Source organism: Rhizobium sp. B230/85, from assembly GCF_019355735.1.
In the GTDB taxonomy this organism is placed as follows: Bacteria; Pseudomonadota; Alphaproteobacteria; order Rhizobiales; family Rhizobiaceae; genus Rhizobium; species Rhizobium rhododendri.
This window is the reverse complement of the sequence record NZ_CP072157.1, coordinates 478783-491630: the sequence shown is the minus strand read 5'-3', so window position 1 is coordinate 491630 and position 12848 is coordinate 478783. Positions and strand designations below refer to the sequence as shown.

17 protein-coding genes are annotated in these 12848 nt (G+C 55.7%); 8 read left to right on the top strand and 9 right to left on the bottom strand.

Features of this window, described 5'->3' with window-relative positions; all coding sequences use genetic code 11:
• The first annotated feature begins 294 nt into the window (after positions 1-294).
• Positions 295-636, top strand: a complete 342-nt coding sequence (locus tag J5289_RS20410; RefSeq protein WP_209186920.1) for a helix-turn-helix domain-containing protein — start codon at positions 295-297, stop codon at positions 634-636.
• A 35-nt stretch (positions 637-671) separates the two neighbouring features.
• Here J5289_RS20410 and J5289_RS20405 read toward each other — a convergent pair whose 3' ends face one another.
• The 5 genes from J5289_RS20405 to J5289_RS20385 all read right to left on the bottom strand — a co-directional run bounded on the left by J5289_RS20405 (position 672) and on the right by J5289_RS20385 (position 3873).
• Complete coding sequence (locus J5289_RS20405; protein WP_374108604.1) at positions 672-1217, bottom strand: hypothetical protein; 546 nt, start codon at positions 1215-1217, stop codon at positions 672-674.
• Positions 1218-1613: 396 nt separating this feature from the next.
• Positions 1614-1925, bottom strand: coding sequence for a hypothetical protein (locus J5289_RS20400; RefSeq protein WP_209188092.1), 312 nt, complete (start codon positions 1923-1925; stop codon positions 1614-1616).
• Positions 1926-2522 (bottom strand): thermonuclease family protein, encoded by a 597-nt coding sequence (locus J5289_RS20395; protein ID WP_247749384.1) that lies wholly within the window; start codon positions 2520-2522, stop codon positions 1926-1928.
• Between the two features lie 23 nt (positions 2523-2545).
• Entirely contained in the window at positions 2546-3175 is a 630-nt protein-coding gene (locus J5289_RS20390; RefSeq protein WP_209188094.1) for a thermonuclease family protein, read from the bottom strand.
• Between the two features lie 17 nt (positions 3176-3192).
• Positions 3193-3873, bottom strand: a complete 681-nt coding sequence (locus tag J5289_RS20385; protein WP_209207434.1) for a nuclease — start codon at positions 3871-3873, stop codon at positions 3193-3195.
• A 115-nt stretch (positions 3874-3988) separates the two neighbouring features.
• On the opposite strand from J5289_RS20385, the gene J5289_RS20380 reads away from it, so the two are divergent.
• The 5 genes from J5289_RS20380 to J5289_RS20360 all read left to right on the top strand — a co-directional run bounded on the left by J5289_RS20380 (position 3989) and on the right by J5289_RS20360 (position 7939).
• A complete protein-coding gene (locus tag J5289_RS20380) occupies positions 3989-4321 on the top strand; it encodes a hypothetical protein (protein ID WP_209186915.1) in 333 nt (110 codons plus the stop codon).
• 80 nt (positions 4322-4401) lie between these two features.
• Positions 4402-5151 carry a ParA family protein gene (locus J5289_RS20375; protein ID WP_142831914.1) on the top strand — a complete coding sequence of 250 codons (750 nt, stop codon included), beginning with the start codon at positions 4402-4404 and terminating at the stop codon, positions 5149-5151.
• A gap of 100 nt (positions 5152-5251) precedes the next feature.
• Positions 5252-5560, top strand: coding sequence for a hypothetical protein (locus J5289_RS20370; protein ID WP_247749386.1), 309 nt, complete (start codon positions 5252-5254; stop codon positions 5558-5560).
• Positions 5561-5565: 5 nt separating this feature from the next.
• Positions 5566-5958, top strand: coding sequence for a hypothetical protein (locus J5289_RS20365; protein WP_209188097.1), 393 nt, complete (start codon positions 5566-5568; stop codon positions 5956-5958).
• Positions 5924-7939 carry a relaxase/mobilization nuclease domain-containing protein gene (locus J5289_RS20360; RefSeq protein ID WP_209188098.1) on the top strand — a complete coding sequence of 672 codons (2016 nt, stop codon included), beginning with the start codon at positions 5924-5926 and terminating at the stop codon, positions 7937-7939. The genes J5289_RS20365 and J5289_RS20360 overlap by 35 nt, the downstream gene beginning before the upstream one ends.
• Positions 7940-8053: 114 nt before the next feature.
• On the opposite strand, the gene J5289_RS20355 is transcribed toward J5289_RS20360, so the two are convergent.
• From J5289_RS20355 to J5289_RS20340, 4 genes are all read right to left on the bottom strand, one after another.
• Positions 8054-8278, bottom strand: a complete 225-nt coding sequence (locus J5289_RS20355) for a transposase (protein WP_257625533.1) — start codon at positions 8276-8278, stop codon at positions 8054-8056.
• A 75-nt stretch (positions 8279-8353) separates the two neighbouring features.
• Positions 8354-8566 carry a hypothetical protein gene (locus J5289_RS20350; RefSeq protein WP_209185779.1) on the bottom strand — a complete coding sequence of 71 codons (213 nt, stop codon included), beginning with the start codon at positions 8564-8566 and terminating at the stop codon, positions 8354-8356.
• A 29-nt stretch (positions 8567-8595) separates the two neighbouring features.
• Positions 8596-9135 carry a hypothetical protein gene (locus J5289_RS20345; protein WP_209185778.1) on the bottom strand — a complete coding sequence of 180 codons (540 nt, stop codon included), beginning with the start codon at positions 9133-9135 and terminating at the stop codon, positions 8596-8598.
• A 204-nt stretch (positions 9136-9339) separates the two neighbouring features.
• Positions 9340-10344: a class I SAM-dependent methyltransferase gene (locus J5289_RS20340; RefSeq protein WP_209207435.1), complete on the bottom strand. Its 1005-nt coding sequence runs from the start codon at positions 10342-10344 to the stop codon at positions 9340-9342.
• A 293-nt stretch (positions 10345-10637) separates the two neighbouring features.
• On the opposite strand from J5289_RS20340, the gene J5289_RS20335 reads away from it, so the two are divergent.
• Both J5289_RS20335 and J5289_RS20330 read left to right on the top strand, forming a co-directional pair.
• Complete coding sequence (locus J5289_RS20335; protein WP_209188100.1) at positions 10638-11558, top strand: AraC family transcriptional regulator; 921 nt, start codon at positions 10638-10640, stop codon at positions 11556-11558.
• Positions 11559-11632: 74 nt separating this feature from the next.
• On the top strand, positions 11633-12847 hold the full coding sequence (locus tag J5289_RS20330; RefSeq protein WP_247750748.1) for an MFS transporter: 1215 nt from the start codon (positions 11633-11635) through the stop codon (positions 12845-12847).
• Position 12848: the final 1 nt, after the last annotated feature.

The window sequence follows — 12848 nt, the reverse complement described above, 5'->3', positions numbered from 1 at the left end:
CCGTCCGCTCGAAATCCACGTTTGGCAGAGGAAGGAATGCCATGCTACCGCCGGTCCTCTTGCACGGGCCGAGCGCAGCAGTGTAAGACCCGTGAGGACCGTGTGCACAGGTACTGAGAGACAGTCAAAATAGCGTTTAGGCATAAGCCTATCGTTTCGCAACGACGACAGGAATTGGATGAGCAGCGAAACCTCGAGAACATTCCCCATCGGTCGCCGCAACGCCACGTTCCATGGCTGCGACATACTATACGGCCGTCGCCCAATGCGATCCACGGTGGAGGATGGCTGTCGATGCCACGGCTGAAGGGCGATGCCTCCAATGACCGGCAAGACGTCCCGCGCCTGACATCTCTTTCCTTTCAGGAAAGACTTGCCATTGGTCTGGACCGTTTGAAGTCCGAGCGCGGATTGACGAACAAGGAGCTCGGCGAGCAACTCGGCGTGTCGGAAGCCTATATGTCGCAAGTGACCCGCGGAATGCGGGACGTGAAGCTGACCACGCTCGACAAGATGACCCGAGAGTGGAATGTCACGATAGAGGATTTGTTCACGGTTACTGACGACGATCTCGCCCGCATTGCTGCGAAGAAGGCGCGCCGAAGCCAGAGGAAGCCCCCCAAGCCGTTGTCCTGAGTATCGCTGCCGTGGACGCAATGTCGCGCCAGCCACTAATGGTCCAAATCGAACCAAAATCGCTGCTTCACACCTTTGTCGTTCGGGATATCGAAAAAGTAGGGCTCATTCCGTCGCGGCCTTGGTGTCGCAATTTGTTCGATACAGCTGTCGCCCCGATTGCCGAAAACGCGTCGTACAGTTGTAACCTTGAGCGCCGCGTTGGATCCACGCTGACTTGGAGACCGACATAAATCGACGGTCTTGATGCATTGGTTGGGTTCACCCCGCAAACCGGCGTCGCCTTGCGAACTGTAACCGGCCGTGGTTCCGGCCGGGCAGTCTTCAAAGATGTCATGGCCGGGCTTGCCGGCATTGGCTTCATGGCAGACCGGCCACGAAAAGGCCGGCTCATTTATCGCGGCAATAAGGCGGGTCATCGGCGCAACGCAGTAGGGAACGCTATGCCAGGATGGGTTTTTAGATGCCGCGCATAGCAGAACCTGGCATCCCCAGGACACGTCGTCGGCCTTTGCGGCGGTGACAGCCGAAACAGAGGTCGAGCCCACCATCAATATGGTCGCAATTACGAACGGTCTCACTCTATGGCTCCTTTCCCATGGTCATTGGACCTGCGCCCCTGTTTCGCCGATTATCGCGAACGACAGCATTCCAGGTTGTGTCGCCCCGGCGAATGAGCCCCTGGCGGGTGTGATCAAGTCGGTGCAGGTCACGCCTGGTTCGGCTTGACGCGTTTTACACTTCGAAATCCGGATCGAGCGGTCGGATCTGGTAATCGCAGCTGATGCCTCCTCATCGTTGGGAGCGTCAACTTGCGACTTTTGCTTACCCTCATCCTTCAGCCGTAAGATCTCATGCTCAAGCTCCGACGCTTGGCGGCTTCGCGCCATTTCGTTGACCGCGTAGCCGGCAGCTGTTCCAACAACAAGACGTAAGCCACCACGACAGCCCACCGACGGACTTGTTCGCCGTCATAGTCAGTATCCCTCGACGCCCAGCCGCCTCAGGACGATGGCCGGGTTGGTTTCGCAATCCTTTTTCCAGTCGACATGCTGGGCGCATGCATAGGCATATTGGCTGAGGTCGGCTGAAGAGAGATCCGCGAGCGTGTTGCCGACTGCCTTCCAATTCTGCACGTCCGCTGGATCGCAGCCGGCGCCTGCGGCACCGCAAAAGTCTGGATTGCGCTGCTCGATCTGCGTCCGGCTAGTGCTTTCTTGTCCAGTCGCCATCGAAGCACAGCCGGACAGCAGCACCATCGCCATGGCGGTTTTTTGAAAGTGGCTCATTCAGCCTCCGTGCGTGTTACTGAGCGACAGGGAATTGTTCGGGCTCACAGGCAACGGCAGAGGTAAGCCGCTGTCGGGTTCTGGCGAAGGGCCTTTGGCCGTGTCTCCATTGGCCACCGAGGCGGTGTAAAGCCACGGAGGAAGCAGATCTGGCGAGGACCAGACGCCGTAACCGAGCCCTCTGGCCTTCCTTTCAATATCGAAATAGGCCGGCACCTGAGGCTCGCCGCGATAGTTGAATGCGTAGCCTATGCCTTCTGCAATCGCCGTCGCGGCAAGGTTCGTCTCCCCGACAAAACAATGGGCAAGGATCATGCCCCTTCCGTCGCGGTCGATCGGAGTACAATTGACGTCGTGTCCGAGTGTACGAAGGATCATCCATGCGCGCGCAACCTGACCCGCTGGCCACGTTACACCATCGCTCAACGCCGTCTGTTCGATGCGAGGGGCTTCATATCCGGCAAGCCGCACCGCCTGTCCGCTCCTTTTGAATTCAAACGTCGTGGTATCGACGACCTGAACTTTTCCATAGATCTGCCGGGGAAGGTCGGCCGGACGGTTCTGCCCTAGCGATCCTGTCGCCGTCAGCGTGAACAATATAATTGAGAACGGTACAGTTCTCATCGCTGCGCTCTCGCATTTTTTGTGAGGACCGGGATCGGGTGCGGCATATCCGAATACGCCCAGAGGCCCGCGCGCGCTGATCGCGCACTCTCCTCCGCCACCCTATATCCGGGGACGATCAACTGACCGGTGTCGTCAATCGCCGCAAATCCCCATCCATGGGCAATCATATAGGTTGCCAGATCATAACGCCGTTCACCTGTCGTCGTCTGGCAGGCAACCACAGCGTTGTTCTGGTCGATATTTCTGATCGTCGTGCAGACCGGCCTGGTGTCTCTTATCATTGCCTGCGCCATAATGAGGTTGAGCTGGCCACAGTCTCGCACAGCGCCCGGGGAAATCGTGACAGACGTCCCTCGAAGACACGTCTGCAGGCCGTAGAGACGATATCGCCGTCCGCCTGAAACCCAGGTATCGCCTGTTTCGAATTGCGCCTGCGCTGGAAAGGGAACAAATCCAGTTTGACCCTCGATCTTGCTGTCCTCGACTAGACCTCCACCTCCATGCGCCTGAACGAGCGTGATCGGAGCAGGGCGTGCCGCTCCAGGAAGGGTCGAGCCTCCAAGCATGGGCATGATGGTGATCCCGGCGTAGAAGCCAGAAGCTAGGAGCGTGGACATCAACATCAGGAACCTCATCCGGATCACTTCATGGAAGGATTGGCGCGATGGCGTTCACCGTAGGTGTGGACGAAATAGGTATTTGCCCAGATTCCGACCCGCTTCCTGTGGGCATCTTCCTCAACCTTGGCATAGTCTGGAAATATCGGCCAGCCGGCGCGGTCACGTGCGGCGAAAGCCAGTCCCCTGCCGATGAGCGTCTCGGATATCGATTGCACTGCTTCATCCTTGTTGAAGAAGCATTCGGCATAATGCACCGGCGGCGTGCCCCGATTTTGGCCGAGGACGTGGCACGGAAACGCGTCGCCTGCCGCCGCCTTTGCCTCGGCGAGTACCGCGGTCAACCCGGCCAGCGAGATCATGGCGCACGTCGCCTGTAGGCCTGCAAATGCAATCTGCTCGGTTGAAAGGCAACCCTGAGCGCCAGCCAACTTAACCACCGTCCCGTCGGAGGCCAGAAACGCGCTGCCGCCCAACGCGCCCTGAGGTCTGATTGTTTGAAGATGAAGCCGCGTGGCAAGCGATGACGTATCGAGGGGCGTCTGCGGTGCAGGAACAAGATCTCGCCCCTGGGCATAGGCCGTTTGATATTCGCTGATGAACTTCGCAGCCGTATCATCCTGTGCTGCGAGCGCAATGGCCATCGTCGCATTGGCAAATGTGCAGAAGAATAAGCAGTTAAACCACCACGCGCCAGGATTCATGCTCGCATTCCGTAATCTGTTGGCAATCTGAAATATGCACAAAATTATACTGCAGTGCAAGTCTGGAAAATCATCGGCGATTGGGTTATGTCTCTTGGGACTACGGAACATGCGCATGGAGAAAGGCGATGTCAGCATACCGGAAGGCCCTCAGGCTAATAACCTTCCCATTTCGGGCGGCGTGGATCCTGATTTTGCTCGCGAACCTTTTGGTCGTATCGGCTGTCTGGGTGTTGTTGGCGGCATTCGTTTCATACGGTCTTGCTTTGACGATTTCATACGCCTTCCTTCCGACGGAGTGGACCCGGGGGCTTTGGCATTGGGCGGCAGAGCTCTATGCTCAATCCGGTTGGTTCAGCGCCGCAACCACATTCTGTTTCGTGCTGCTTTTACTGCCGATCCTGAAGTTCTGGCCGGCCAGAGACTCGCAAGCGAAAATAGCGCGTGAGCGCAAAGCGACACGGCAAAATAACGATCTGATCGCCGCGCGGCAGCAACGATTAGCGAAGCTTCGGGGATGACGACGCGATGACAGTCAAACCACTCTCGCTAGCCATCTCGACGTTCAAGGGCGGTGCCGGAAAATCGACCTTGAACATCAATCTCGCAGCCGAATTTGCCCAACAAGGACACCGGACGCTGCTGATCGATTGCGATGAACAGGAGTCATCGACGCGCTGGTACAATGTCTCCACGAAAAGGGGACTTCTTCCGACCAACGGGACCCTGCTGCATCTACGCGTGGCTCCGGAGGACAGGTTTGTGGATCGCCTGGCCGACGCACCGGAGGCCGATATCCGGATCTATGATGTCGGCGGATATGTCCATCAACGCGCAATCGACGTTTATTATGAGTGTGATGCTGTTCTTATCCCGGTTATACCGGAGCCGACGGCCGCGACCTCGGCCATCAAGGTGGCGACAATCCTGAAGGAGATTTCCAGAAAGCGGGCTGAGGGACCAATTCCGTACGCTGCGATCTGGAACTATGTCGACATGATCGCGCTCAAACACAACCGCTCGCTGCCCGAGGTTCACGCCATCCTCACAAGCGGCAGAATTCCGGTAGTGGACACTGTTGTTCGCAAGAGCAACCACTTCAGCGATGTCGGAGCCGGCTTCGGCTCGCTTTATTCGAAGCTCGCCAGCATAGAGAATAATCCGGTGCTGACGCCGTCGGCAAAGCGTCGCGCCTCCGAGAGCGTTCTCGACGCGATCGATCTTGTAAAAAGGATCAACAACGAATTCATCAACCTACTGCAGGTGGAGGCCGCATAGCGCAATGTCGAGGGAAAGAATACCGGCTGGAAACATTCTCGCTCTTGGTCGATCTAGAGAAGATCGGGCGAAGGACGTAGAGGAGACGGCGACCTTCTATATGCCAACCAACGTCGATCTTGGAAAGCTTATGCCCGAGGAACCTCCTCGAACAAAAGAACAGCAGGCAACCGTCCGCGGCGCACCGCAACAGCGCCGTACGTCTGGCAAAAACGTCCGGACCAGCCCTTCAAAGGAGGCAAAGAATCCGCCTGCGGGCAGCCTCATCACCAAACGAAAACGTATTTCGCTTTATCTCGACGACGACGTGCTCACAAAGATCTTTCGGGTTTCGCTCGAGCGTCACGAGCAACTGTCATCGGCTACGCACCGGTTGATACTTGAGGCTCTGCAGGCGAGGGGGCTATAGGAGAGATGCGCCAACCGGCTATCATGTTCCGTCTACCACCGCACGTCCTGGTTAATGTGGAGGCCCTTGCCAGACGGCTCGATGTGTCTGCCAACATTGTCGCCAAGCTGATCGTAACGCGGGAAATCATGCATATTCCTGCAATGCTCGAAGAACATGACCGGCAATTGGCAAATATGCACCAGTTTCTGCGCGAACTGGCCTTTCGAAACGAGACGTTTCTCTCCGACAAGGGAGCCGAGATTGCGGCAGTCGAGCCGATTATGGAGAAGCTTGCGCAGGTCATGGCCGCTCTCGACGCCATTCGCGATGCAGCTTTTGTCAGACCGTCAACCTATATCGCCGACCTGATCGGGAAACACGATGAACGACCTTTCCAGAAGTCGCTCCGGATCTAGACCGGGCTGTCGTCGGCTGCCAAGCTATTTCGAGCTGATCGACGACGAACTGCGTCGACGCGGCGGGGGCGGGGGCGTAAAAAGGTCGATACCGGCGAGACTGGCCGCTACGTTGACGAGACAGGGCGGGGCGGCTACGGCATTCAGTCGAGCCGCCGGCAACAACGCCGTTGTGGTCAAAGTCCTGTCTTATGGTGCCGGTGCTAGTTCGATGCGCAACGTCCTTGCCTACCAAAGCAAGGAGGAGAAGGCGCGCGACCAGGACGGCCGTGAAGTGTCCGATCTCAATGCCACGGTGCGGTCATGGGAGCGCGAGTTTGGAAATCGGAAAGGCAGCGATGATATTCTTCGCTTGGCTTACGAGCTCGAAAGCGCAGACCGGGAGCGGGTTGCCCGCGCCCTCGGCTCCCTCGCCGACGAAGGGTTTCGCGAGGTCGGCGATATCGACCGGACCTATGCATTCAGTGTGGGCGCGAGTGTTAAGGGTGGTACGCGTCTGCATTTCGCTCTTGTGATTGCCCATGAGAAAAAGGATCGATCTGACCGCAGCAGCCGAAATCGCATCGCCGCCGAAATCGACAACGTAGGTGCGATCGACGCTCGTTTGAACAAGGTGTTGAGGCAGGAAGGCGTCACACCAGTTTCGCGCTGTCCGGTTGAATTTTCATCTGGCCCGAAAGGCCTGACTGAGACCTTTCACGCCATGCAGCGAGGAGATGCGGAGGTGACGATCTCGACGAAGACGCATGTCGAGGAACGCCCTGGCGCGAGCGGGCGCTACAAGCGGGGCACGGCGCGGCGGGAAGTTAGCACAAAGGATCACAAACAGCTGACGGCCGAGAGCAAGATTATCGGTGCCCTTCTGCAGACCCGCCAGCCGAGGGACTTCATGCACCTGCTCTTGTCTGGACCAGCCAATGTCGATCGCGACCAGTTCGTCCTCGCCGGGCGTGACTTCCTCAAGCAGCAATTTGTTGGGCATCGCTATGCCTACGCCATCCATAACCGTACCGATCACGGAAAGCATCCACACCTGCATGTCATCGTTGCGCTGCGCAACACCAGTGGAAAGATGCTTAACCCCAACATCCGCGACTTCACCGAATGGCGCTCGCGCTTTGCGGAGAGGGCGTGGGAGCGTGGCATCGCAATCGGTCTTCACAAGCGCGTCGACCGTGCAGCCCCGCCGCCCGTCAAACGATGGGAATGGGAAATGTTTCGGCGGATGGGAGCAACCGCGCCGTCAAATGTAATTGAGAAGGTTAGGTCGAAGATTCGCGACACGCCGACCGCACCGAAGCATGAAGGCGCACGGGTGAGGCTCGACCAGAGCCGACGTTCAGTCGAGCGCGTCATTCAGATGCTTGAAGGGGTCGCCAGGGACAGATCAGCACCCAGTACGGCACGAGAAGTGAGCCATGATCTCTGCATCGGTCTTCGGCGCGAGTATGGCAGGCTTGAAGCAGCGGTCCGCGAGGGCCGTGATCCCACACGGGAGAAAGGTGAAGAACACATGCTGCGGTCCACACCCATCAGCGCCAACCAGGCAAAGGCAGCCAAGGAAACGATAGCGACAACCGCCAGCAATGCGGCAGCAAAAATCACGGATTCGTCCGATCGGCAGATCTTTGAGCAGGCGACGAAGATCATTGGAAAGGTTGTCGGACTACAGTTGGATGCAAGGGTTGCAAAGCAGCGGGATCGTATCGATGCAAGCCAGGTCAAGCGTAAGTCGGAACCCCTTGAAACAAAATCGGCCGCCGGTCGTGACCACATCGACGAGCTTAGAATAGTGAACAAGAGCTCGAACAATCGCTCTATCGATGCAGCTCGCGTCGCTCGCTCCAATGCCGAGCGCGACCGACCTGAAAAAGATCGTTCGGATAGCGAGCGCTCAAAAGTGCAGCAGCGCGATAGGGAGATTCCGAAATCCATCAAGCTTCGCCCGCCTCAGGAAAAGGACAGAGACCGCGGCCGCTGATGTCGTTATTAGGGGCTACCGACGATCGATCGGCTCACACTTAAAAAACTGACCGATTGCTGCAGAAAAACACATCTCATCCCTATCGTTTTAGCCGTGCTTGTTCGGGATAGCCTAGACCGCCACGGTTTCCCAAACCCCGGCCTTGCTCCAACGCCGGAAACGACGATAGATCAAGTTCCAACTCACATATTTGGGCGGAACATCGGGCCACGGCGCTCCGCACCGAAGCCGCCAAAGGATACCATTGATGATCGTTCGATTTTGCTCAGGAGCCCGCCCCCGACCACGGCTTTCAGGCTCTAACGGCAGCAAGTCTTTCAGAACCCGCCATTCCACTTCAGTGAGATCGCCCCAGCCCAAGTCTGCCCCCAACTAGCAGCCTCGATTCAACCATCTCTCATTCCGGCAATATCAGCCACGTTTCCGATCCGGGCTGAGCGCCAAAACTTCGATGCCATCTGGTGCATAGGCCTTTCCGTCCGACATCCGAATATGCATTTCATCAAGCGGTCCCTCATGACCTTGCTTAGCCGTGATCACTAAAATCCAGAGACGATCAGTTCGAATGTCATAGCCGCCGACCGTATTGCTCAGCGTTCCGATCTGATCCCAATCAACGGCCATACTGCTACCCACCGATCTCAATCTCGATTCTACCGCCACCGCCCACTATGGTCGACGTCAAACGCCAAGTTCTCCCCGATGCCTAGGGTTCGTCCGATGGCGCTGGAAAGCGAGTTCATTTCAGTAATTTCAATTCGATCAGGTTGCGACTTAATTTCGTTGAGAATATTCTCATCGCCTCTCCTGCTAGAACATAAAATTCCCAAGATGCCCGCTTCTTTTGCCGCACGGATAGATTTCACTAAACTGCTGACGATCACGACACTACCTTTATCGGCCCCATAGCACTCGATGGCTCTGGAAATCACGCGCGTGGCGGTATTGGGTCGCGAATTGTTTGAACCTTGAAGTTCGGTTCCGTTTGGTTGAGACGAATCCGTGTCCGTGATCCAGAAATCGGGTCGTGCTCCCCGAATGGAAAGCAACTCGAAGAGGACTGCCATCACGGTCGAAATTTCTGATGTTCCGGCCCCTTCACTTCGGCGCGAGATAAAGCCAAAGTGAACGTTAAGTTCTCGGATTTGTTTTAGAACTTCGACGAATTCGTGATTGATATCCTTCAGCGTCATGTCTCTGGATACACCTCTATGCCTCAGGAGGAGACCTTCTTCCTCAAAAATAACTAGGCCGGCAGAAGCAATTCTTCGTAGTTGGCAAATCATACCTTGACCACCGGGGCCAAAAAGGTCCCGCCTTTTTGAAGTGTGCACATATAATCAGACGCTGGCTAACGAGTCGGGGGCTGTTTCGCCGCCATGTCTGGTCATGGTTCCCTAAAGCCTAACACCTTGTGTTTGCTGCTTCGGATTCGGATAAAGCCGATGAGGAAGGTCAGTATAGACATATTCTTCTGGTATTGCGGCCGGGCACAGCTTCGATAAAAAGAGGTCGAGATTTTTTGCGCTGTTGCTGGACACAAGCGAATAAAAATTGCCGCTGTTCCATGTGACGAATGTGTGCCCGAAAAAGCGACTCAGTGTCGCGGCTATGTTCGCCAAGCTGACTTCGTTTCGATTCATTCGTGTTAAAACAGTTTCTTCTTTTTTTCGAATGTCGGACGGGGTAAAAAACCGAGCCTTGAAGCCGTGGTCCTTTTGCCGCTCGCGCCGATGGTATTCCTCGGCGTCGTCGTGCCTGAATTTTTCGATGAAGATGAAAAGCCCGTCTTTTCTGAGATGCTGCGATACAAAGCGAATTTGATCGAAGCAATTGGGCGAATACATCTGAAACGTCGTGTCCTCGACGATGATGTCAAAGCCGCCAGTGAATGCGCGTAGCTCATCATCATCTTGGATTTTTCGCGCAGTCAGATGATGAAATGGTCCGTGAAAAAATGTGGCATGCGGAGGAACACCGTAGGCGTAGAAACTTCGCAGATTCTCGACATTTGGGCTGCAAGATAATGTGTCTATCCTGCCATTGCCGAGTTCGGCAATCACGCGCGCCATCGTGCCCTCTGCTGTTCCCAATGTGTAGAGCTTCAACCGTCCCTTTCTGGCTCGGGCATATTTGAGGATTGCACAGCCCATGCGGCATTCCTCTTCGAACCTATAGGGTATGCTGCCGAGATAGTGCTGATCGAATGGCCCTTGCCGTAGCGGATGAAGAGCTGAAAAGCGCTTAAACGTTGAGTCGAGCGGGAAGAGCCGATAGTCGAGCTTCGGTGGCCGAATGGGCATGCCAGTTTGACCAGCTGCCGTTGTCGAAAAGAATTCCGAGAGCTCGTTGAGACGGGGTGCGCGGTCGCACTCCACTATGAAAGCTTCAAATCCGTGCATGCGAAAGACCTGCCTTTCTCTCGCATTATCGCAGCCTGCTCATTTGAAAGACGAACTTCAGAAATTCGAAGCGCCGGCGCTGATCTTGAATTATCAACGACACCAACGCCCTTTTTGCGACAATGCTCGGCCGAAGCATGACCGCGCGCTCTGGTTTCTTGCATCCACGATTTTGATCGGCTTACATGAAATTGATATGAAATTCGACCTCAGGTTAGAGGAGGTTTGATCGGCAACTTTTAGTCAGATATGCTTGCCTCTACACCGATCTTAAACAGGAGAAGCCAGTCAACTTGGGGATCGTTCCGGCCGTTCAACCCGAAAAAATAAAGCAGTCGCAAGCGCAGGTCATCCTTCACAAGCAAGGTCGTTGGAGCCACGCGCGCGCCGATGTCGTTCGTCGGATCGGCTTAGCTCGGCAGGAAATCGACGTGGTAACGGATCACCACCTGATTTTTCTCAACATACGCGGTGCGGCGAAGTCCGGCGAAAATTATATTGACGGGCGAAATGTCGGCTTTACTCCGCGTCAGGACGGCTCACTCGTTTACGTTCCGCCTGGCTGCCGCTGGAGTGGTTGGGACGAGGGCGACTGCGAGGCCTGTTATCTCATGATAATAGTGGCGAGCGAGTTCTTGTCCGACTTATCTGCAAGGTTGCCGAGTGCGGAAAGCTTGCGTCCGAAGCTCGGTTTCAGGGATCTGCCGATACAATGCTTAGTGCGTCAGATTGCCCGCGAGCTCTTGAATGACGATCCTATTACCGACCTGATCGTCGAAGGACATCTAACGGCCATCTTTGGACTTTTGCAACGTGGCTCTCGAACATCGGGCAAGGCGCACCGCGGAGGCCTGGCGCCGGCTCTGCTCAAGAGAGTGATTGAAAAAATCGATGCGTATATCGAGCGACCTCCAAGCGTGCGCTTGCTCGCTGAAGAAGCAGGCGTGACCTACGAGCACTTTTGCCGCGCATTCAAGTACTCGCAAGGCATAACACCCTACGCCTTTTACAATATGCGTCGCCTTGAGCGCGCCAGCGACCTTCTTCGTACGACAGCGATGACTGTAACGGAGGTGGCGCTTGCCTGTGGCTATGCGAGTGGAAGCCATCTCTCGACCAGATTTCGACGCGATACGGGGATTTCTCCTGAGGGATACCGTGCTGTCTGGAGGGAACCTGCTCGTTCCAAGTCAAGAATAATATCAATTTCATGAAAGCCGCAGGCCCCTGAGGGGACTAGAATGAAATCATTCTATTGCCAGGAGGGCTTGCTGATGGGGTCGGGATATTGATACGCGGCGCAATCGAGCGGAAGGCCGCTTGCCGCATCTTTTTGTTCTGCGTAGTGGCATCGTCTGTCGGCCGCAATGCCTATTTTGTGCTAACGGCATGGATCGCCGTCGATATTGGCCACAGGGCGAGCGCTCTTGCCATTCTCCTCGCGCTCGGCAGTGCCGCCGAATTGTTGACGAGTAATGTCGGCGGCGCGGTGGTCGATCGATTTGATCGCAGCATTGTCTGTATGATCTGTGATCTGCTGCGGGTGGCGCTGATGGTATCGACCGGAGTAGGTTTTTCGTTTGTGGACCCCCTCCTCATCCTATACATTTCATGGATCATCTTTGCTGTCATCGACAGAACCTATTCGACGGCATTACAAGCCATGATTCCGTCGATTGTCGGTGCCGAAAAGCTCGAGTCATTCAACTCTGCCTCGTATGTTGGAATGCAAGCAGGCAATTTGCTCGCAGCCATTGTCATGGGAGCCGCTCTGACCGCTATGGGCATGGATCTGGTGCCTGTCCTACCTGGCGCTTGCTTTATTCTCTCTCTGTTGGCGTTGCGGGCTATGCGCAGCCGAAGGCAACTCTACTCTTCCAAACAGCTCGCTATGAGCGGCGGCATTCGTTACCTCGACCTCTTGCCAACGACGTTCACACTTCAGTCGCTGAAGGCCAACGCGTCTATATACGCTCTGATTTACACAATGGGCATGCTTGTGAGCGTGCTCGCCTCAGCATATGTGATCCATGAACTGGACGGCATGGCGCTGCAATTTGGCTATCTTGAGGCGGGATGGGCCTTTGGTTCAATCTCTGGGTGTGCGAGCTTTTTTTTGGGCCGTGGGCATTGGTGGCAGAACATTCTTGTTCATTTGGGGCTTGCTGGCCTGTTTCTTCTCGGTTTTTGGATGGTCCCAGGCGTTGTCTTGGCGGTCTTTCAAATGACGATTCTTGGTATGAGCTATAATATCGCGCGTGTTCTGATCGACGTGCAGGTTCAATCCGTTGTCCCAGTTAGTATGCTGGGACGTGCTCGCAGCCAGATCCACACACTTTGCATGGCTGTCGGGCTCTTAACCTATGGAATCATCGGCTTTTTCGGTAACACCGTCCTGCCTTCACAAATATTCGCGTATTTCGGCGCGGTTATGATCGCCGTTGCTCTCGTCCTTTACTTTAGGATGGATCGGGGAGGGCCGCTGAAAAGCCGGCTTGTTTGAG

Bases quoted from the DNA above. Each gene is read 5' to 3' on its own strand.
- J5289_RS20410 (WP_209186920.1), top strand. From the start codon at position 295: ATGCCACGGCTGAAGGGCGATGCCTCCAATGACCGGCAAGACGTCCCG.
- J5289_RS20345 (WP_209185778.1), bottom strand. From the start codon at position 9,135: ATGACGCTGAAGGATATCAATCACGAATTCGTCGAAGTTCTAAAACAA.
- J5289_RS20365 (WP_209188097.1), top strand. From the start codon at position 5,566: ATGCGCCAACCGGCTATCATGTTCCGTCTACCACCGCACGTCCTGGTT.
- J5289_RS20400 (WP_209188092.1), bottom strand. From the start codon at position 1,925: ATGAGCCACTTTCAAAAAACCGCCATGGCGATGGTGCTGCTGTCCGGC.
- J5289_RS20360 (WP_209188098.1), top strand. From the start codon at position 5,924: ATGAACGACCTTTCCAGAAGTCGCTCCGGATCTAGACCGGGCTGTCGT.
- J5289_RS20370 (WP_247749386.1), top strand. From the start codon at position 5,252: ATGCCAACCAACGTCGATCTTGGAAAGCTTATGCCCGAGGAACCTCCT.
- J5289_RS20385 (WP_209207434.1), bottom strand. From the start codon at position 3,873: ATGAATCCTGGCGCGTGGTGGTTTAACTGCTTATTCTTCTGCACATTT.
- J5289_RS20350 (WP_209185779.1), bottom strand. From the start codon at position 8,566: ATGGCCGTTGATTGGGATCAGATCGGAACGCTGAGCAATACGGTCGGC.
- J5289_RS20340 (WP_209207435.1), bottom strand. From the start codon at position 10,344: ATGCACGGATTTGAAGCTTTCATAGTGGAGTGCGACCGCGCACCCCGT.
- J5289_RS20380 (WP_209186915.1), top strand. From the start codon at position 3,989: ATGGAGAAAGGCGATGTCAGCATACCGGAAGGCCCTCAGGCTAATAAC.
- J5289_RS20390 (WP_209188094.1), bottom strand. From the start codon at position 3,175: ATGTTGATGTCCACGCTCCTAGCTTCTGGCTTCTACGCCGGGATCACC.
- J5289_RS20375 (WP_142831914.1), top strand. From the start codon at position 4,402: ATGACAGTCAAACCACTCTCGCTAGCCATCTCGACGTTCAAGGGCGGT.